The following is an 18,642-nucleotide window of genomic DNA, read 5'->3' as shown; positions in this document are numbered from 1 at the left end:
CTGTGATATCGTAGCCCATCTTTTTTGCGGGCGAATTCACCCTGGGGAGGGGGTTTCGCCACGCATGTCACCAACGAAATGAAAGGCAGACCTATGCAGCGGCTGTATCGGAAACGCATCGTTCTGGGCGTCGGCGGCGGCATTGCTGCCTACAAGAGCGCCGACCTTGTGCGCCGCCTGATCGATCAGGGCGCCGAAGTGCGCGTGGTCATGACCCGTGGCGGCAGCGAATTCATCACCCCGCTGACCATGCAGGCCCTGTCCGGCCACCCGGTTCACCTGGATCTGCTCGACCCGGCCGCCGAAGCGGCGATGGGCCACATCGAACTGGCCAAGTGGGCCGATCTGGTGCTGATCGCCCCGGCCACCGCCGACCTGCTGGCCCGTCTGGCTCAAGGCATTGCCAATGATTTGCTGACCACGCTGGTGCTGGCCACCGACGCCGTTGTCGCGGTCGCTCCAGCGATGAACCAGGCCATGTGGCGCGACCCGGCGACCCAGGCCAACCTGCAACTCCTTGAAAGCCGTGGCCTGAAGACCTTCGGCCCGGCCTCCGGCAGCCAGGCCTGCGGCGACGTCGGCATGGGCCGCATGATGGAAGCCACCGATCTGGCCCAGCTCGCGGCGGACTGCTTCCAGCGTCAGGCACTGACCGGCAAGCATGTGGTCATCACCGCCGGCCCGACCCAGGAAAACATCGACCCGGTGCGCTACATCACCAACCACAGCTCCGGCAAAATGGGCTTCGCCCTAGCGGAAGCGGCGGTGGAAGCCGGCGCCCGCGTCACGCTGATCAGCGGCCCGGTGCACCTGCCGACGCCGGATCGCGTCACCCGTATCGACGTGGTCAGCGCCCGCGACATGCTCGCCGCGTGCGAAGCCGCGATCCCTTGCGACATCTTTATCGCCTCGGCGGCGGTCGCGGACTACCGTCCGGAAGTCGTCGCCCCACAAAAATTGAAAAAAGATCCTACGAGCGGTGACGGCTTCGTCCTGCAAATGGTGCGCAACCCGGACATCCTGGCCACCATCGCGACCCGTTCCGACCGTCCGTTCAGTGTCGGCTTCGCCGCCGAGACCGAACACCTGCTCGACTACGCTGCACGCAAGCTGAAGGACAAGAATCTCGACCTGATCGTCGCCAACGACGTCGCCAACCCGAGCATCGGTTTCAACAGCGAAGAAAACGCCTGCAGCGTCATCGACCGTGGGCTGCACGCCACGGTTTTCGCCCAGACCAGCAAGAGCAAGATCGCTCGCCAGCTCGTCACCTTTATCGCCGAACGTCTGAACCAGGTTTAATTTACATGCACGCTTTGCAAGCCAAGATCCTCGACCCACGCATCGGTACCGAATTCCCGCTGCCGCAATACGCCACAACGGGCTCCGCCGGCCTCGACCTGCGCGCCATGCTGCAAGAGGACATCGTGATCAAACCGGGTGAAACCGTGCTGATCCCTACCGGGCTGTCGGTGTACATCGGCGATCCGAACCTCGCCGCGTTGATCCTGCCGCGCTCGGGCATGGGCCATAAGCACGGCATCGTGCTGGGCAATCTGGTCGGCCTGATCGACTCCGACTACCAGGGTCCGCTGATGGTGTCCTGCTGGAACCGTGGCCAGACCGAATTCACCATGCCGGTCGGCGAGCGTCTGGCGCAGCTGGTGTTGGTGCCGGTGGTGCAGGCGCACTTCGAAATGGTCGAAGAGTTCGTCGAAACCGAGCGTGGCGCTGGCGGTTTCGGCCATTCCGGCACCAAGTGATCGATTAGAAATCCATCGTGGCGAGTGCGTGTTGCTTGCCACGAAATTCAAAATGTCATCTGCAAGGTTTAGCGCCGAAAATCAAGGCATTGGCAGGCCAAAGCCACGCCGGACAAGGCGTCATGGCCCTTTCACACCACGAACTCTCTGTGAAAACCGCCGTCATACCCTTCAGTTTGAGCTTGCCGTCGAATGAATCGCCGGCGTGTCCAGCCACTTTCGAGATGGAGCATTTTCGCAGATGAGCACCCCCGCCCAAGTCGCCCCGAAGCTTCCCGACAGCATCTTCCGCGCCTACGACATTCGCGGCACCGTGCCGGAATTCCTCAATGCCGAAACCGCCTACTGGATCGGCCGCGCCATTGGCTCCCAAAGCCTGGCCCAGGGCGAACCGAACGTATCCGTTGGCCGTGACGGCCGTCTGTCCGGCCCCGAACTGGTCGCAGAACTGATTCGCGGTATCGCCGAAAGCGGTTGCCACGTCAGCGACGTCGGCCTGGTGCCGACCCCGGCGCTGTACTACGCCGCCAACGTGCTGGCCGGCAAATCCGGCGTGATGCTCACCGGCAGCCACAACCCGTCGAACTACAACGGCTTCAAGATCGTGATCGCCGGCGACACCCTCGCCAATGAGCAGATCCAGGCCCTGCACGAGCGTCTCAAGACCGGCAACCTGAGCAGCGGCACGGGCAGCGTGACCCAGGTCGAAATTCTCGACCGCTACACCACCGAAATCGTCCAGGACATCAAACTGGCCCGGCGCCTGAAAGTCGTGGTCGACTGCGGTAACGGCGCGGCCGGCGTGATCGCCCCGCAACTGATCGAAGCGCTGAACTGCGAAGTCATCCCGCTGTTCTGCGAGGTCGACGGCAACTTCCCGAACCACCACCCGGACCCGGGCAAGCCTGAGAACCTCGTCGACCTGATTGCCAAGGTCAAGGAAACCAAGGCTGACATCGGCCTGGCCTTCGACGGCGACGGCGACCGCGTCGGCGTGGTGACCAACACCGGCACCATCGTGTTCCCGGATCGCCTGCTGATGCTGTTTGCCCGTGACGTGGTGGCGCGCAACCAGGACGCGGAAATTATCTTCGACGTCAAATGCACCCGCCGTCTGATCCCGCTGATCAAGGAATATGGCGGCCGGCCGCTAATGTGGAAGACCGGTCACTCGTTGATCAAAAAGAAAATGAAACAATCCGGCGCGCTGTTGGCCGGCGAAATGAGCGGGCACATTTTCTTCAAGGAGCGCTGGTTCGGTTTCGACGACGGCATTTACAGTGCCGCACGGCTGCTGGAAATCCTCAGCAAGGAAAAATCTTCGGCCGAGGAGCTGTTCGCGACCTTCCCGAACGATATTTCCACGCCGGAAATCAATATCCATGTGACCGAAGAGAGCAAATTCAGCATCATTGATGCACTGCACGATGCGCAGTGGGGCCCAGGCGCCGACCTGACCACCATTGACGGCGTGCGGGTCGACTACGCCAAAGGCTGGGGCCTGGTGCGTGCGTCCAACACCACACCGGTGCTGGTGCTGCGCTTCGAGGCCGATGACGAGGCGGAACTGCAGCGCATCAAGGCTGTGTTCCATGCCCAACTGAAACGCGTTGCACCTGATCTCCAACTACCGTTCTGATTGCTGATTCACCCGGAGCCCTGAATGACCCTCGAACGCGATGCCGCCGCCAACACTGCCAAGGTCCTGTCCGAAGCGCTGCCTTACATCCGCCGATACGTCGGCAAGACGCTGGTGATCAAATACGGCGGCAACGCGATGGAAAGCGAGGAGCTGAAAACCGGCTTCGCCCGCGACATCGTGCTGATGAAGGCCGTGGGCATCAACCCGGTCGTGGTTCACGGCGGCGGCCCGCAGATCGGTGATCTGCTCAAGCGCCTGTCGATCGAAAGCCATTTCGTCGACGGCATGCGTGTCACCGACGCCGCGACCATGGACGTAGTGGAAATGGTCCTCGGCGGCCAGGTCAACAAAAGCATCGTCAACCTGATCAACCGTCACGGCGGCAGCGCCATCGGCCTGACCGGTAAAGACGCCGGGCTGATTCGTGCGAAGAAGCTCACCGTCACCCGCCAGACCCCGGAGATGACCCAGCCGGAAATCATCGACATCGGACATGTGGGCGAAGTGGTCGGGATCAACACCGAACTGCTGAACCTGCTGGTCAAGGGCAACTTCATCCCGGTGATCGCGCCGATCGGCGTGGGTGAAAACGGCGAGTCGTACAACATCAACGCCGACCTGGTGGCCGGCAAGGTTGCCGAAGCACTGAAAGCCGAGAAGCTGATGCTGCTGACCAACATCGCCGGCCTGATGGACAAGTCGGGCACCGTACTGACTGGCCTGAGCACTCAGCAGGTCGACGACCTGATCGCCGACGGCACCATCTACGGCGGCATGCTGCCGAAGATCCGCTGCGCGCTGGAAGCGGTTCAGGGCGGTGTCGGCAGCTCGCTGATCATCGATGGCCGCGTACCGAACGCGATCCTGCTGGAAATCTTCACCGACACCGGTGTGGGCACGCTGATCAGTAATCGCAAGCGTCCCTGATCGCTGAAAGATAAAAGATCGCAGCCTGCGGCAACTCCTGCAAAAACGAATTTCGCGCGTATGAAATTTCTGCAGGAGATGACGAAGCCTGCGATTTTTTTGTGCCCGAAAGAAATATCCGACGCACATCAACGAAGCGTCCTACATCGCGAAAGCAGCAATCTTCATAGGATCTTCCCTGAATTCACAGGAGATCTTCCCCATGCAAAAAAACCACGTACCGTATGGCAGTGACGTTTCAGCAGGCACCTACAAATGTGCAGACTGTGGACGCCAGTACTCCAATCAATCGAAAACCTCGCTTCCGCCCTGCCCTGACTACCAACCCAGCACCCACGTGCTCAATGGCTGGAACATCTTGAGCGGTCAGGGCGATGCAGTGGCAGATCCGTATCCGGATCAGTCTTCCAAATAATCGTGGAGAACTGAATCATGCAGATCTCATTCACGATCGACGCCGACGCTTTCGAGCAGGAGTAAAAGGAACCGGTCAAAAAAACCCTGCGCATCGGCGACGCGGAAATTGCCCACGCTCTTCAGCGTATCGCCAAGGCCAGCCTGACCGAGTACCTGAAAATGCTGGTCGAGGGCGGCATGCCCAGCCGGGCCGACGAAGCCAGGCAGGATCGTCTCCTTTACCTGATTCAAAGCTACTTCGGGCAGACATTACCGACCGAATCGCAAATCTCGACCATTTTTCAACTGACCCAGAGTCAGAGCAAAACCTTGCTGAAGAACACCGTATCGCGCTTTCGCAATCAGCTCGATGACATCCTGCAGCAGAGCATGCGCGCAGTCGCCAGAAGATCAAAAACGCCTTTTACTGGCGTGCGCTACCACTGACGTGCGCCTTTGTGGCGCTGTTTTACGTCAATCTGCCAGCCGCCGTGCGCATTATCGACAGCAGCACACTGGATCTGTGGGACTTCGATGTTGATCGCACGCTGTACGTGATGGTGGTTGGGGCGCTGCTGGCATTTGCGTTGACCAATACGATCCTGACGCTGAAATTGCTTAAAAAATGGCACATGCTGCGTTAGCTGAAAACCAAAAGACCCCGCTCAGCCTGACTGAGCGGGGTCTTTTTTTGCCTGGAAGAAGCGATCAGACGCCGAACTGGGCGCGATAGGCTTCAACGGCTGGCAGGTGCTGCTTGAGCTGCGGATCGTCAGCCAGGAATTCCAGCACCTGATTCAGCGAAACGATGCTGATGACCGGGATGCCGAAATCACGCTCGACTTCCTGGATTGCCGACAGCTCACCGTTGCCGCGCTCCTGACGGTTCAGGGCGATCAGCACGCCGGCAGCCTTGGCGCCGTCCTGGGAAGCAATGATCTGCATCACTTCACGGATCGCGGTGCCGGCAGTGATCACGTCGTCGATGATCAGCACCTCACCGGTCAGTGGTGCACCGACCAGGCTGCCGCCTTCGCCGTGAGCCTTGGCTTCCTTGCGGTTGAAGCACCATGGCAGATCACGGTTGTGGTGTTCGGCCAACGCCACGGCAGTGGTTGCCGCCAACGGGATGCCTTTGTAGGCCGGGCCGAACAGCACGTCGAACGGAATACCGCTCTCGGCGATGGCTGCGGCGTAGAAACGGCCCAGCTGTGCCAGCGCGGAGCCCGAGTTGAACAGGCCGGCATTGAAGAAGTAAGGACTGGTGCGCCCGGACTTCAGGGTGAACTCACCGAAGCGCAAAACGCCGCGATCGATGGCAAAACGAATGAAATCGCGCTGATACGCTTGCATGAAAAAAACCCCAAATACCACGGATTTAGCTAATTAGCTTGACGCCGTGTATCATACACGCACGCGATTTTTGGGGCCATTTATGCGGATCATCAGTGTGAACGTCAATGGTATTCAGGCTGCAGTCGAGCGCGGTTTGCTCAGTTGGCTGCAGGCACAGAATGCCGACGTCATCTGCCTGCAGGACACCCGTGCCTCCGCCTTTGAACTGGACGACCCAGCCTTCCAACTGGACGGCTACTTCCTTTATGCCTGCGATGCTGAAGTCCCTGCCCAAGGCGGCGTGGCTTTGTATTCGCGGTTGCAACCGAAGGCTGTCATCAGCGGTCTCGGCTTCGAGACGGCCGACCGCTACGGGCGCTACCTGCAAGCAGATTTCGACAAAGTCAGTATTGCCACCTTGCTGCTTCCTTCGGGGATGAACGGCGATGAAGACTTGAACCAGAAGTTCAAGCTCATGGACGACTTCGGCAAGTACCTGGACAAACAGCGGCGCAAACGTCGCGAGTACATTTATTGTGGCTCGCTGTACGTCGCGCAGCAGAAGCTCGACATCAAGAACTGGCGCGACAGCCAGCAATCTCCGGGCTTCCTGGCGCCAGAACGCGCCTGGATGGACGAGATTGTCGGCAACATGGGCTATGTAGACGCCCTGCGCGAAGTCAGCCGCGAAGGCGACCAGTACAGCTGGTGGCCGGACAACGAACAGGCCGAGATGCTGAATCTGGGCTGGCGTTTCGACTACCAGATCCTGACCCCGGGCCTGCGGCGCTTCGTGCGCAGCGCACGCCTGCCGCGTCAGCCACGGTTCTCGCAGCACGCGCCGCTGATCGTCGACTACGACTGGACGCTGACCATCTAAGCGTCGTTTCGCAGTAAAAAAAATGCCCGTATCGCAGGATACGGGCATTTTTTTTCTTCAGACCCAGGCTGGAACGCGCGTCAGACCGCGGCGAAGAACGGCAGCGCCAGATACAACTTGATCACTATGACGTTGATGATATCGATGAAAAAGGCACCCACCATCGGTACGACCAGAAACGCGATCTGCGAAGGCCCGTAACGCTGCGTCACCGCTTGCATGTTGGCGATGGCGGTAGGCGTCGCACCGAGGCCGAAACCGCAATGCCCGGCCGCCAGCACTGCCGCATCGTAATTGCGGCCCATGATCCTGAACGTCACGAACACCGCGAACAGCGCCATGACCAGCGTCTGCACGGCCAGGATAATGAAGATCGGCAACGCCAGGGCTGCCAGATCCCACAACTTGAGCGACATCAGCGCAATGGCCAGAAACAGCGACAGACTGACGTTGCCCAGCACCGAGACTTCCCGCTCGAATACCTGATACAGGCCAAACGCCGAGAGGCCGTTACGCAACACGACGCCCACGAACAAGACACAAACGAATGTCGGCAACTCGAATGCCGTGCCGTGCAGCAGCCCGTTCAGGACATTGCCCACCAGCAGGCTGACCGCGATCAGCGCCAGTGTTTCGATGAACGAGAACGGCGTGATCGAGCGCTCCCTGTTCGGCTGCTCGAACCCCTTTGGCAGACGCGGCGCCTCCTGCGCATGACAACCAGGCACCTCGACACGTTTGATAAGCAGACGGGCAACCGGCCCACCGATCAGACCACCCAGTACAAGACCGAATGTCGCCGAGGCCATCGCCAGCTCTGAGGCAGAAGCCAGACCGTATTTCTCGCTGAATACCGTTCCCCACGCGGCACCGGTTCCATGACCACCGGCCAGTGTGATGGAACCCGTCAACAGCCCCATCAGCGAGTCAAGCCCCAGCAATGTGGCGAGTCCGATGCCCATGGCGTTCTGCAGGATCAGGAGACCGGCGACCGCTAGTATAAATATCCCTACTACGCGGCCGCCCTTCTTGAGGCTGGCGAAGTCCGCACTCAGACCGATAGTGGCAAAAAACGCCAGCATGAGCGGTGCCTGCAGCGAGGTATCGAATCGGACTTCTATATCGAGCGCTCGCAATACCAGAAGAACCACAGCAACCAACAGGCCACCCGCAACCGGTTCGGGAATATTGAAATTGCGCAGTACACCAACACGGGTAACAAGACCACGTCCCAGCAGAAGTACAAGAGAAGCGGCCACGAGCGTGCCGTAGAAATCGAGCTGAATCATCTGGTTTATTCTTGGCTATATATTCGCAGGCGAACTTTTCCCTGGTTACGCCTCACGAATCGGCTGGCTGTTTCAACACTGGAAACACTGAAATTCAAGAGCCTTCGATGGTCTGAATATATCGAAATATTTCTGAAGGAATATGACGTGCGGCAACCTTAACAAGCGCAAAGTCATGCTGCCAATGCCCATTGGCCGCATCGAGGCATTACAGTTGTGACTAAAAATGTAAGACCGATGAATATATAAAATTTCTTTTGCCATTCATCGTAGACAGATTATTCCTACAAGGAACTCAGGTTTATTAAGTTGCAAAAAAAGCCCTGGCAGGCCAGGGCTTTTTAAATATGCAGAATTGATTATTCCAACATGCACCTTCGGCTGAATGCTATTTGATCAAGCGCCAGGTAAACGGATAACGGTACGGAAAACCTTCATTGGCTTTTACGCCACCGATGATTGTCAGCACCAGCGCCGCAATGGCCAGCAGGCCGAACAGCACGAACCCGATGATCACCAGCATCAGTACGAAGCAGATCATCGAAGCAATCGCCACGGTGATCTGGAAATTCAGCGCTTCCTTGCCCTGGGCGTCGATGAACGGATCGGTCTCGCGCTTCATCTGCCACAGGACCAGTGGCCCGATCAGCGTTCCGAACGGAATCCAGATCCCCAGCAAGGCGGACAAGTGACAAAACATCGCCCATTGGCGAACCTCCTGGCTCGGCTTGGGCAACAACTCTTGCTCATCACTCATCTCGTCCTCCTTGCGGGTTGCGAACCTGCTCAGTCGGCCAGCGCAGCCTTTTGCAGTTCGAAGATCTCGTTCATGCCTTTCTTGGCCAGTTCCAGCATCGCGTTCAGCTCTTCAGGCTGGAACGGCGCGCCTTCAGCGGTGCCCTGCACTTCGATGAAACCACCGGTGCTGGTCATCACCACATTGAGGTCGGTCTCGGCGGCGGAATCTTCAAGATAGTCCAGATCCAGCACTGGCTCGCCCTGGTACATGCCAACAGATACGGCACCGATCATTTGCTTGAGCGGGTCGCCACCTTTCAGGCCGCCGCGCTTCTTGATCACTTTCAGTGCATCGACCAGCGCAACCATGGCGCCGGTGATCGACGCGGTACGGGTGCCACCGTCGGCCTGGATCACGTCGCAGTCGACGTACAGGGTGACGTCGCCCAGCTTGGACATGTCCAGTGCAGCGCGCAGGGAACGGCCGATCAGGCGCTGGATTTCCAGGGTGCGACCGCCCTGCTTGCCACGGCTCGCTTCACGCTGGTTACGTTCACCGGTAGCACGCGGCAGCATGCCGTATTCGGCGGTCAGCCAGCCCTGGCCCTGACCTTTAAGGAAACGCGGCACGCCATTTTCAACGCTGACGGTGCAGATGACTTTGGTATCACCGAATTCGACCAGTACGGATCCCTCGGCGTGTTTGGTGTAGTTGCGGGTAATGCGGATCGAGCGGAGCTGATCGGCAGCGCGACCACTTGGACGTTTCATAGGAGATACCTGTACTGGGGACGGAAAACTGCGGAGCATTATAGAGCCGCACGCCGCGCCTGGGCACTCGTTAAAAAATCCCGCCGACGACCGAAGGCCCTGAAACGCGCTTCGCCGACGGCCTGCAGCCCTTTGTCACACCGTGTGTTTGGGCGCATCTGCCGCACTGCGCTACAATCCTGCGCCTTTGCTGCCAGTCGGCTTAAATTCATTGATATCGAGCTGCGGAGCTTCAATTCGCGCCGATCTGTATCGCGAGGTCACCCCATGGTGCACAGCATGACCGCCTTCGCCCGCGTCGAAAAAGCCGGCGTTCAGGGCACCCTGAGCTGGGAGCTGCGCTCGGTCAACAGCCGCTACCTGGAACCCCATCTACGTCTGCCGGAATCGTTTCGCGACCTCGAAGGCGCCGTCCGCGAAGCCCTGCGCCAGGGCCTGTCGCGCGGCAAACTGGAGTGCACCCTGCGCTTCACCGAAGAAAGCGCCGGCAAGCCGCTGCAAGTGGATCGCGAGCGCGCCGCGCAACTGGTCGCTGCGGCCGAAACCGTCGCCAGCCTGATCAAGAACCCGGCGGCGCTGAACCCGCTGGAAGTGCTGGCCTGGCCGGGCGTACTGGTCGCAGACGCCACCGACCCGCAAGCGCTGAACGCCGAGGCGCTGGCCTTGTTCAATCAAGGCTTGAAAGACCTCAAGGCCGGCCGCGAGCGCGAAGGCGCAGAGCTGGCACGCCTGATCAACGATCGCCTGACCGCCATCGAAGAAGATGTGGTGACCCTGCGCGAACTGGTTCCGCAGATGCTTGCCACCCAGCGCCAGAAAGTCCTCGACCGTTTCGCCGACATGAAGGCCGAACTGGACCCGCAGCGCCTGGAACAGGAAATGGTCATCCTCGCGCAAAAAAGCGACGTGGCCGAAGAACTGGATCGCCTGAGCACTCACATCATCGAAGTTCGCCGGGTGCTGAAATCCGGCGGTGCCGCCGGCCGGCGCCTGGACTTCCTGATGCAGGAGCTCAACCGCGAAGCCAACACACTGGGCTCCAAGGCCTTCGACCCGCGCAGCACCCAGGCGGCGGTCAACCTCAAGGTGTTGATCGAGCAGATGCGCGAACAAGTGCAGAATATTGAGTAAGGCTATCCCCGACATGACCCACAGTACCGGCACCCTGTACATCATTTCCGCCCCCTCGGGCGCGGGCAAAAGCAGTCTGGTCAAGGCCCTGACCGACGCCAAACCGGAAATCCGTGTCTCGATTTCCCACACTACCCGCGCCATGCGCCCGGGCGAAGTGGACGGCGTGAACTACCACTTCGTGACCCGCGAAGAGTTCGTGAAGATGGGCGAGCACGGCGATTTCCTGGAACGCGCCGAAGTTTTCGGCAACTTCTACGGCACCTCGCAAAGCCGCCTGCAGCAGACCCTGGACGAAGGCCATGACCTGATTCTGGAAATCGACTGGCAAGGCGCGGAACAAGTGCGCAAGCTGATGCCGCAGGCCCGCTCGATCTTCATTCTGCCGCCATCGCTGCAGGCCCTGCACCAGCGCCTGACCAACCGTGGCCAGGACAGCGACGAGATCATCGACGGCCGGATGCGCGAAGCGGTCAGCGAGATGAGCCACTACGTCGAATACGACTACCTGATCATCAACGACGATTTCGCCCACGCGCTGGATGATCTGAAGGCGATTTTCCGCGCCAACCAGCTGCAACAGAAACGCCAGCAAGTGCGTTTTGGCAAATTGCTGGCTGAATTGCTGGGCTGAAACAGCACTTCACAAAACCGCTGCAAGAGCTTTACATTGGTGCTTGCAGCGCGTTGAAGAGTCTGGTCAAAAAATCAGCGCTTCCCTAATCGCTGGTGTTTTTTTAAACTGCCGAGTCCGCTCGCCCAACCGGGCAGCGCGCATATTGCATTCGCTCCGAGGAATACCATGGCCCGCGTAACCGTTGAAGACTGCCTAGAACACGTGGATAACCGCTTTGAGCTGGTCATGCTCTCTACCAAGCGTGCCCGTCAACTGGCCACCGGCGGCAAAGAGCCGAAAGTGGCATGGGAAAACGACAAGCCTACCGTCGTCGCCCTGCGCGAAATCGCTGAAGGTATCGTGACTCCCGAATTCATCGCCGCCGAAGAAATTGTCACCGAAGACCCGGTCTTCGCTGCCTTTGCTCCAGAGGACGAGTCCAACGAGGCCGTTTAAGCCTATGCCTGGTCGACGTAGCAAGGCGCGGGATCACAGCTTGCGGCAGGAGTCATCATGCCGAGCATAGACGCCCTCGCCGATCGAATATCGACCTACCTCGGTCAGGACCAGGTCAATCTGGTCCGCCGAGCGTATTTCTACGCCGAACAAGCCCACGACGGCCAACGCCGCCGCAGCGGCGAGGCGTATGTCACGCATCCTCTTGCCGTGGCGAACATTCTTGCCGACATGCACATGGACCATCAGAGCCTGATGGCCGCGATGCTGCATGACGTGATCGAAGACACCGGTATCGCCAAGGAAGCGCTGCAAGCGCAGTTCGGCGAGACCGTGGCCGAACTGGTCGACGGGGTCAGCAAACTGACCCAGATGAACTTCGAGACCAAGGCCGAAGCCCAGGCGGAAAACTTCCAGAAAATGGCCATGGCCATGGCGCGCGACATTCGCGTGATCCTGGTCAAGCTCGCCGACCGCCTGCACAACATGCGCACCCTGGAAGTGCTGTCCGGCGAAAAGCGCCGGCGCATCGCCAAGGAAACCCTTGAGATTTATGCCCCCATCGCCAACCGGCTGGGCATGCATTCGGTACGCATCGAGTTCGAAGACCTCGGCTTCAAGGCCATGCACCCGATGCGTTCCGCGCGGATTTACCAGGCGGTCAAACGCGCCCGCGGCAACCGCAAGGAAATCGTCAACAAGATCGAAGAGTCCCTCGGCCATTGCCTCGCCATCGACGGCATCCAGGGCGAAGTCAGCGGTCGCCAGAAACACCTCTACGGCATCTACAAGAAAATGCGCGGCAAGCGGCGGGCCTTCAACGAGATCATGGACGTCTACGCGTTCCGGATCATCGTCGACAAGGTCGACACCTGCTACCGCGTACTGGGTGCCGTGCATAATCTGTACAAACCGTTGCCGGGCCGCTTCAAGGATTACATTGCGATTCCCAAGGCCAACGGCTATCAGTCGCTGCACACCACGCTGTTCGGCATGCACGGTGTACCGATCGAGATCCAGATCCGTACCCGCGAAATGGAAGAGATGGCCAACAACGGCATCGCCGCCCATTGGCTGTACAAATCCAGCGGCGACGAACAGCCGAAAGGCACTCACGCCCGCGCCCGTCAGTGGGTCAAAGGCGTGCTGGAAATGCAGCAACGTGCCGGCAACTCGCTGGAATTCATCGAAAGCGTGAAGATCGACCTGTTCCCGGACGAGGTCTATGTGTTCACGCCCAAAGGCCGGATCATGGAGCTGCCCAAAGGCTCCACGGCGGTCGACTTCGCCTACGCGGTGCACACCGACGTCGGCAACAGCTGCATCGCCTGCCGGATCAACCGTCGTCTCGCACCGCTGTCCGAACCGCTGCAAAGCGGTTCCACGGTCGAGATCGTCAGTGCCCCCGGCGCGCGGCCGAACCCGGCGTGGCTCAACTTCGTGGTCACCGGCAAGGCGCGAACCCACATCCGCCATGCGCTGAAACTGCAACGCCGCTCCGAATCCATCAGCCTCGGCGAGCGCCTGTTGAACAAGGTGCTCAACGGCTTCGACAGCGCGCTGGAACAGATTCCGGCCGAGCGCGTGAAGGCGATGCTCACCGAATACCGCCTCGAACTGATCGAAGACCTGCTCGAAGACATCGGCCTGGGCAACCGCATGGCCTATGTCGTGGCACGCCGCCTGCTCGGCGAAGGCGAGCAATTGCCAAGTCCGGAAGGCCCGCTGGCGATTCGCGGCACCGAAGGTCTGGTCCTCAGCTATGCCAAATGTTGCACGCCGATCCCGGGCGACCCGATTGTCGGCCACCTGTCGGCGGGCAAAGGCATGGTCGTGCACCTGGAAAACTGCCGCAACATCAGCGAAATCCGCCACAACCCGGAAAAATGCATCCAGCTTTCGTGGGCCAAGGATGTCACCGGCGAATTCAACGTCGAACTGCGCGTCGAGCTGGAGCACCAGCGCGGCCTGATCGCCCTGCTGGCCAGCAGCGTCAACGCAGCCGACGGCAATATCGAGAAAATCAGCATGGACGAACGCGATGGTCGCATCAGCGTCGTCCAGTTGGTGGTCAGCGTCCACGACCGTGTGCACCTGGCCCGCGTGATCAAGAAACTGCGCGCCCTGACCGGGGTGATCCGCATCACCCGCATGCGCGCATAACTCAAACAATACAAGGAGTCATACATGACCAAGACTGTTATCAGCAGCGACAAGGCCCCGGCCGCCATCGGTACTTATTCCCAGGCGATCAAGGCCGGCAATACCGTTTACATGTCGGGTCAGATTCCCCTCGATCCAAAAACCATGGAACTGGTCGAAGGCTTCGAAGCCCAGACCGTCCAGGTGTTCGAGAACCTGAAAGCCGTGGCCGAAGCCGCCGGCGGTTCGTTCAAGGACATCGTCAAGCTGAACATCTTCCTCACCGACCTGAGCCACTTCGCCAAGGTCAACGAGATCATGGGCAAGTACTTCGACCAGCCTTACCCGGCTCGCGCCGCCATCGGCGTGGCAGCCCTGCCGAAGGGTTCGCAGGTTGAAATGGATGCCATTCTGGTCATCGAGTAATGCGCCATGGCGCGGTCCAACACACCGCGCCGACCGCTCTGCGGTAAAGAAAAGGTTTTGAAAGGATTCCACCATGCGCAAAGCGCTTGCTCTCTCGCTGCTCGCCATTTTCCTCGGCGGTTGCGCCAGCAACCCTGCCGACCGTGACATCAGCGGCACCTGGATCAATCAGGTCGCCATCGATGCCGCTGCCAAGGGCGGCCCCCTGCGCGAAGCGCTTCAGGCTTACGGCCCGAATCTGGAGTGGGACGTCAACACCAAGGCCGGCCAGGCCCGCTATACCAACGGTTTCGAAAACGTCGAAGGTCGCTTGCTCGGCGAACAGTCCGGCGTCTGGAAAGTCGACTTCTATGGCAGCTCCGCCAGCGAGCTGAAACGTGATGGTGGCCAACTGCAACAAGCCGCCAACGAAAACGAACCGGAACAAGTCTTCGACCGCGCGCAAATTCCAGTGCCGGACGGCGCACCGATCGGCGCCAGCTTCGAACGCGCGCTGTATTCCGCTTATCTGGGCGGCAACTGGACGATCACCAGCGGCCAGGGCGAAGGCGCCACCGTGCAGTTTCAGGCTGACGGCCAAGTCTCCGGTCTGCCGGGTGCCGACCGCTATGCCCTGTGCCTCGCGGGCGATTGCGCGTCGATGAGCAGCGGCAACGACAGCATGTGGTTGCAGCAGAACGGCCAGGGCAACAACTGGATCTTTGTGCGCAAGGGCAAAGAGCTGGAAATCCTGCAGGCCGTGAATACGGCGCTGGCGGACGAACAACCGCAGTTCACCCCGGGTGAGCGCAAGTGGTTGCTTGAGAAGCAGTGATCTGCGCTTGAGACAAGAAAGGCGGAAGCAAGCCATTGCTCCCGCCTTTTTTATGTCCGCAAGTCAGCAGCGACCTTCAAGAATCGCGGCATACCCCTCGCGATAACTCGGATACTTCGGCACCCAGCCCAACGCCTTGGCCCGTGCATTGCTGCAACGCTTGCTGCCGGTACGACGCACACTCTCGTCTTCCGACCATTCGGTGACGCCCAGATACTCGCGCAGCCACGCCACCACCTCGGCGAGCGGCGCCGGCGCATCGTCCACGCCGATATAGATGTCATCCAGCGCCACGCCCTTGCGATCCGCGTCCAGCAGATAAGCCATCAACCCCGCCGCATCATCGGCATGGATGCGATTGCCATACAGCGGTGGGTCAACCGCCACACGATAACCACGGCGTACCTGGGTCAGCAGCCATTCACGTCCCGGGCCATAAATGCCGGTCAGGCGTACGATGCTCGCGGGAATGCCGCTGTTGAGCGCAACCTGCTCGGCTTCCAGCATCAACCGACCGGAATAACCCGCGGCAACGGTTTCGGATTTTTCATCAACCCATTCGCCGTTCTGCTGCCCGTAAACACTGCTACTGGAAACGAACAGCAACCGATCAGGCTGTTGCCCGTAATCGTTCAGCCAACCCAGCACATGCTGCAAACCCTGCACATATGCCGCGCGATAACCGGCCTCATCGTGATCGGTGGCCGCCGCGCTATACACCAGGTAATCGATAGCGCCCACCGGCCAGGTCGCCGGGCAATCCTCATTGAACAAGTCACCGGCCACACCGATAACGCCCTCCGGCAAACGTGAAACATCCCGGCGCAGGCCGTATACCTGGAAGCCGGCAGCCAGCAATTGCGTGGCCAGACGGCTGCCGACATCACCGCAACCGGCGATCAAAACAGAAGGCGCGGACATCAAAAATCTCCCATCGGAAAGCGACAGACTAGCCTCGGCAAAGGACGAGCGGCTAGCAATGAAGGAAAAAAAGCAACTCTATTACTTTTGTTAACAAGAATTACTTGCAATAATGCACGCCACTTTTGTTCTCGGCCTCACGAGGCCTGGAAGAGCATCACCGTTTTTCTATCTCAGGTCCGGCCAGCATGACACGCATTCAAAACTCCGCTTCGCCAACCAACCGACCTCGCGCCTGGGGCGCCGTGGCTGCTCTGTTGCTCAGCCTGATGCTGGCACCAGTTGCTGCATTCGCTGACGCACAAGCCCCGGCCGCGCCAGCCGCCACCGAGCAGAGCGCTCCGGCCGCCGCACCTGCCGCGACCGATCCGGTGCAGGCCGTAGAGGCCAGCGCAGCCGATGCACCGGAAGTCCTCGAAGCCGACAACAGCCTGGGCATGGCCCATGACCTGTCGCCATGGGGCATGTACCAGAACGCCGACGTCATCGTTAAAGCCGTGATGATCGGCCTGGCCATCGCCTCGATCATCACCTGGACCATCTGGATCGCCAAGGGCTTCGAGCTGATGGGCGCCAAACGCCGGCTGCGCGGTGAAATCGCCCACCTGAAAAAAGCTGCCTCCCTAAAGGAAGCCAGCGCTACCGCGGCGAAAGAAGGCACGCTGGCCAACCTGCTGGTACACGACGCCCTGGAAGAAATGCGCCTGTCGGCCAACGCCCGCGAGAAAGAAGGCATCAAGGAGCGCGTCAGCTTCCGCCTCGAGCGTCTGGTTGCCGCCTGTGGCCGCAACATGAGCAGCGGCACCGGCGTCCTCGCCACCATCGGCTCCACTGCGCCGTTCGTCGGTCTGTTCGGTACCGTGTGGGGCATCATGAACAGCTTCATCGGCATCGCCAAAACCCAGACCACCAACCTTGCCGTCGTAGCACCGGGCATCGCTGAAGCGCTGCTGGCTACCGCACTGGGTCTGGTTGCCGCGATTCCTGCCGTGGTCATCTACAACGTCTTCGCCCGCTCCATCGCCGGTTACAAGGCTCAGGTGTCCGATGCGTCGGCTCAGGTTCTGCTGCTGGTCAGCCGCGACCTCGACCACCAGCCTGAGCGCAACAGCTCGCAACCGCACATGGTGAAAGTGGGGTAATCGGCCATGGGCCTGCATTTGAAAGAAGGCGCAGACGACGATCTGGCCGAGAACCACGAAATCAACGTCACGCCGTTCATCGACGTGATGCTGGTGCTGTTGATCATCTTCATGGTGGCCGCTCCGCTGGCCACCGTGGACATCAAGGTTGACCTGCCTGCCTCCACCGCCAAACCGGCACCGCGGCCGGAGAAACCGGTATTCCTCAGCGTGAAGGCTGACCAGCGCCTGTTCATCGGCGATGACGAAGTGAAAGCCGAAACCCTCGGCGCCGCACTCGACGCCAAGACCCAGGGCAAGAAAGACACGACGATCTTCTTCCAGGCCGACAAAGGCGTGGATTACGGCGACTTGATGAGCGTGATGGATAACCTGCGCGCCGCCGGTTACCTGAAGGTCGGTCTGGTCGGACTCGAGAGCGCAGTCAAGAAATGATCACGACGCGCCATAAGCTGACGCGTTACAGCGGTAGCCTGGCCGTGGTGCTGGGTGTTCACGCGCTGGCCATTGCGCTGGCGCTGAACTGGAACGCCCGCCCGCCCATCGAATTGCCGCCGCAGGCAATGATGGTCGAGCTGGCACCGGTTCCGGCCCCGCCACCGCCCGCTCCGCCGAAAGTCGTCACGCCACCGCAGCCACCGGCTCCGGTTGAAGAACTGCCGATCCCGAAACTGGCCGAAGCGCCAAAAGCCGAGATCGCGGTGCCCAAGCAAAAACCAAAACCCAAGCCAAAGCCGCAACCGCCCAAGCCGGTTGAGAAGAAACCGGAGCCTGTGAAGGAAAAACCTTCCGAGGAAAAACCGGCGGAGCCTCAGCAGACCCAGGCGCCGACGGAGAAATCCGCCCAGCCGGCACCGGGCCCGTCGCCTGCACAATTGGCGGCCAAGGCCAGTTGGCAAGGTACCCTGCTTGCGCATCTGGCCAAGTACAAAAAGTACCCGGCCAGCGCTCAGGCACGGGGCAAGGAAGGTTTGAACCGGTTGCGTTTCGTGGTTGATGGCGAAGGCAACGTGCTGTCGTTCGAACTGGTGGGCCGTTCCGGCAACGCCGATCTGGACCGGGCCACCCTGGAAATGATCCGCCGCGCCCAGCCGCTGCCCAAGCCACCGGCCGACATGCTGACCAATGGCGCAATCGAAATCGTTGCGCCGTTTGTTTACTCGCTGGAACGCCGCCGCTAGAAGACACCGCAAAACCTGTGGGAGCGAACTTGCTCGCGAAGAGGCCTGTCAGGCAACGCTGCTTCGTCTGAT

21 protein-coding genes and 1 pseudogene are annotated in these 18,642 nt (G+C 60.1%); 17 read left to right on the top strand and 5 right to left on the bottom strand.

All coding sequences use genetic code 11. From position 1 onward, the window contains the following. Positions 1–93: 93 nt before the first annotated feature. The 7 genes and pseudogenes from coaBC to CAF73_RS06895 all read left to right on the top strand — a co-directional run bounded on the left by coaBC (position 94) and on the right by CAF73_RS06895 (position 5,372). Positions 94–1,302 carry a bifunctional phosphopantothenoylcysteine decarboxylase/phosphopantothenate--cysteine ligase CoaBC gene (gene coaBC, locus CAF73_RS06925; RefSeq protein ID WP_085696823.1) on the top strand — a complete coding sequence of 403 codons (1,209 nt, stop codon included), beginning with the start codon at positions 94–96 and terminating at the stop codon, positions 1,300–1,302. 5 nt (positions 1,303–1,307) lie between these two features. Then, a complete protein-coding gene (gene dut, locus CAF73_RS06920) occupies positions 1,308–1,763 on the top strand; it encodes a dUTP diphosphatase (protein WP_085702322.1) in 456 nt (151 codons plus the stop codon). A gap of 262 nt (positions 1,764–2,025) precedes the next feature. Continuing rightward, positions 2,026–3,402 (top strand): annotated as a pseudogene (locus CAF73_RS06915) (phosphomannomutase/phosphoglucomutase); the annotation flags it as partial. Positions 3,403–3,426: 24 nt separating this feature from the next. Continuing rightward, positions 3,427–4,332, top strand: coding sequence for an acetylglutamate kinase (gene argB / locus CAF73_RS06910; RefSeq protein WP_007954443.1), 906 nt, complete (start codon positions 3,427–3,429; stop codon positions 4,330–4,332). 202 nt (positions 4,333–4,534) lie between these two features. Beyond that, positions 4,535–4,747: a hypothetical protein gene (locus CAF73_RS06905; RefSeq protein WP_085702321.1), complete on the top strand. Its 213-nt coding sequence runs from the start codon at positions 4,535–4,537 to the stop codon at positions 4,745–4,747. Between the two features lie 161 nt (positions 4,748–4,908). Next, positions 4,909–5,175: a hypothetical protein gene (locus CAF73_RS30440; protein WP_256574641.1), complete on the top strand. Its 267-nt coding sequence runs from the start codon at positions 4,909–4,911 to the stop codon at positions 5,173–5,175. An 11-nt stretch (positions 5,176–5,186) separates the two neighbouring features. Continuing rightward, positions 5,187–5,372, top strand: a complete 186-nt coding sequence (locus CAF73_RS06895; RefSeq protein WP_371918963.1) for a hypothetical protein — start codon at positions 5,187–5,189, stop codon at positions 5,370–5,372. 64 nt (positions 5,373–5,436) lie between these two features. On the opposite strand, the gene pyrE is transcribed toward CAF73_RS06895, so the two are convergent. Continuing rightward, a complete protein-coding gene (gene pyrE, locus CAF73_RS06890) occupies positions 5,437–6,081 on the bottom strand; it encodes an orotate phosphoribosyltransferase (protein ID WP_007954442.1) in 645 nt (214 codons plus the stop codon). 82 nt (positions 6,082–6,163) lie between these two features. Here pyrE and CAF73_RS06885 point away from each other — a divergent pair, with 82 nt between their 5' ends. Beyond that, positions 6,164–6,943, top strand: coding sequence for an exodeoxyribonuclease III (locus CAF73_RS06885; RefSeq protein WP_007920349.1), 780 nt, complete (start codon positions 6,164–6,166; stop codon positions 6,941–6,943). 80 nt (positions 6,944–7,023) lie between these two features. Here the strand turns inward: CAF73_RS06885 and gltS are convergent, their stop codons facing one another. From gltS to rph, 3 genes are all read right to left on the bottom strand, one after another. Beyond that, entirely contained in the window at positions 7,024–8,232 is a 1,209-nt protein-coding gene (gene gltS / locus CAF73_RS06880) for a sodium/glutamate symporter (RefSeq protein ID WP_085702320.1), read from the bottom strand. A 388-nt stretch (positions 8,233–8,620) separates the two neighbouring features. After that, entirely contained in the window at positions 8,621–8,989 is a 369-nt protein-coding gene (locus CAF73_RS06875; RefSeq protein WP_085696819.1) for a DUF4870 domain-containing protein, read from the bottom strand. A 29-nt stretch (positions 8,990–9,018) separates the two neighbouring features. Next, positions 9,019–9,741 carry a ribonuclease PH gene (rph, locus tag CAF73_RS06870; RefSeq protein WP_003229494.1) on the bottom strand — a complete coding sequence of 241 codons (723 nt, stop codon included), beginning with the start codon at positions 9,739–9,741 and terminating at the stop codon, positions 9,019–9,021. A 267-nt stretch (positions 9,742–10,008) separates the two neighbouring features. Between rph and CAF73_RS06865 the strand changes: the two genes are divergently transcribed. From CAF73_RS06865 to CAF73_RS06840, 6 genes are all read left to right on the top strand, one after another. Next, positions 10,009–10,872 (top strand): YicC/YloC family endoribonuclease, encoded by an 864-nt coding sequence (locus CAF73_RS06865; protein ID WP_085696818.1) that lies wholly within the window; start codon positions 10,009–10,011, stop codon positions 10,870–10,872. A 13-nt stretch (positions 10,873–10,885) separates the two neighbouring features. Beyond that, the gene (gene gmk / locus CAF73_RS06860) at positions 10,886–11,506 is read left to right on the top strand and encodes a guanylate kinase (RefSeq protein ID WP_085696817.1); all 621 of its coding nucleotides are present in this window, start codon (positions 10,886–10,888) and stop codon (positions 11,504–11,506) included. A 168-nt stretch (positions 11,507–11,674) separates the two neighbouring features. Beyond that, positions 11,675–11,944: a DNA-directed RNA polymerase subunit omega gene (gene rpoZ, locus CAF73_RS06855; protein ID WP_065258182.1), complete on the top strand. Its 270-nt coding sequence runs from the start codon at positions 11,675–11,677 to the stop codon at positions 11,942–11,944. A gap of 57 nt (positions 11,945–12,001) precedes the next feature. Continuing rightward, complete coding sequence (spoT, locus tag CAF73_RS06850) at positions 12,002–14,107, top strand: bifunctional GTP diphosphokinase/guanosine-3',5'-bis pyrophosphate 3'-pyrophosphohydrolase (RefSeq protein WP_085696816.1); 2,106 nt, start codon at positions 12,002–12,004, stop codon at positions 14,105–14,107. 24 nt (positions 14,108–14,131) lie between these two features. After that, entirely contained in the window at positions 14,132–14,512 is a 381-nt protein-coding gene (locus CAF73_RS06845) for a RidA family protein (RefSeq protein WP_085685905.1), read from the top strand. Between the two features lie 73 nt (positions 14,513–14,585). Then, a complete protein-coding gene (locus CAF73_RS06840; protein ID WP_085696815.1) occupies positions 14,586–15,326 on the top strand; it encodes a hypothetical protein in 741 nt (246 codons plus the stop codon). 63 nt (positions 15,327–15,389) lie between these two features. On the opposite strand, the gene CAF73_RS06835 is transcribed toward CAF73_RS06840, so the two are convergent. Beyond that, positions 15,390–16,247, bottom strand: a complete 858-nt coding sequence (locus CAF73_RS06835; RefSeq protein WP_085702319.1) for an NAD-dependent epimerase/dehydratase family protein — start codon at positions 16,245–16,247, stop codon at positions 15,390–15,392. A gap of 188 nt (positions 16,248–16,435) precedes the next feature. Here CAF73_RS06835 and exbB point away from each other — a divergent pair, with 188 nt between their 5' ends. The 3 genes from exbB to CAF73_RS06820 are packed head-to-tail and all read left to right on the top strand — an operon-like array spanning position 16,436 to position 18,570. Next, on the top strand, positions 16,436–17,389 hold the full coding sequence (gene exbB, locus CAF73_RS06830; RefSeq protein ID WP_085702318.1) for a tonB-system energizer ExbB: 954 nt from the start codon (positions 16,436–16,438) through the stop codon (positions 17,387–17,389). A gap of 6 nt (positions 17,390–17,395) precedes the next feature. Continuing rightward, positions 17,396–17,824, top strand: coding sequence for a TonB system transport protein ExbD (exbD, locus tag CAF73_RS06825; RefSeq protein ID WP_064379836.1), 429 nt, complete (start codon positions 17,396–17,398; stop codon positions 17,822–17,824). Further along, positions 17,821–18,570, top strand: a complete 750-nt coding sequence (locus CAF73_RS06820; protein ID WP_085702317.1) for an energy transducer TonB — start codon at positions 17,821–17,823, stop codon at positions 18,568–18,570. Before exbD ends, CAF73_RS06820 begins: the two co-directional genes overlap by 4 nt. Positions 18,571–18,642: the final 72 nt, after the last annotated feature.

It is taken from the genome of Pseudomonas sp. B15(2017) (assembly GCF_002113215.1).
GTDB lineage: Bacteria > Pseudomonadota > Gammaproteobacteria > Pseudomonadales > Pseudomonadaceae > Aquipseudomonas.
This window is presented reverse-complemented; position numbering and strand designations above follow the sequence as displayed.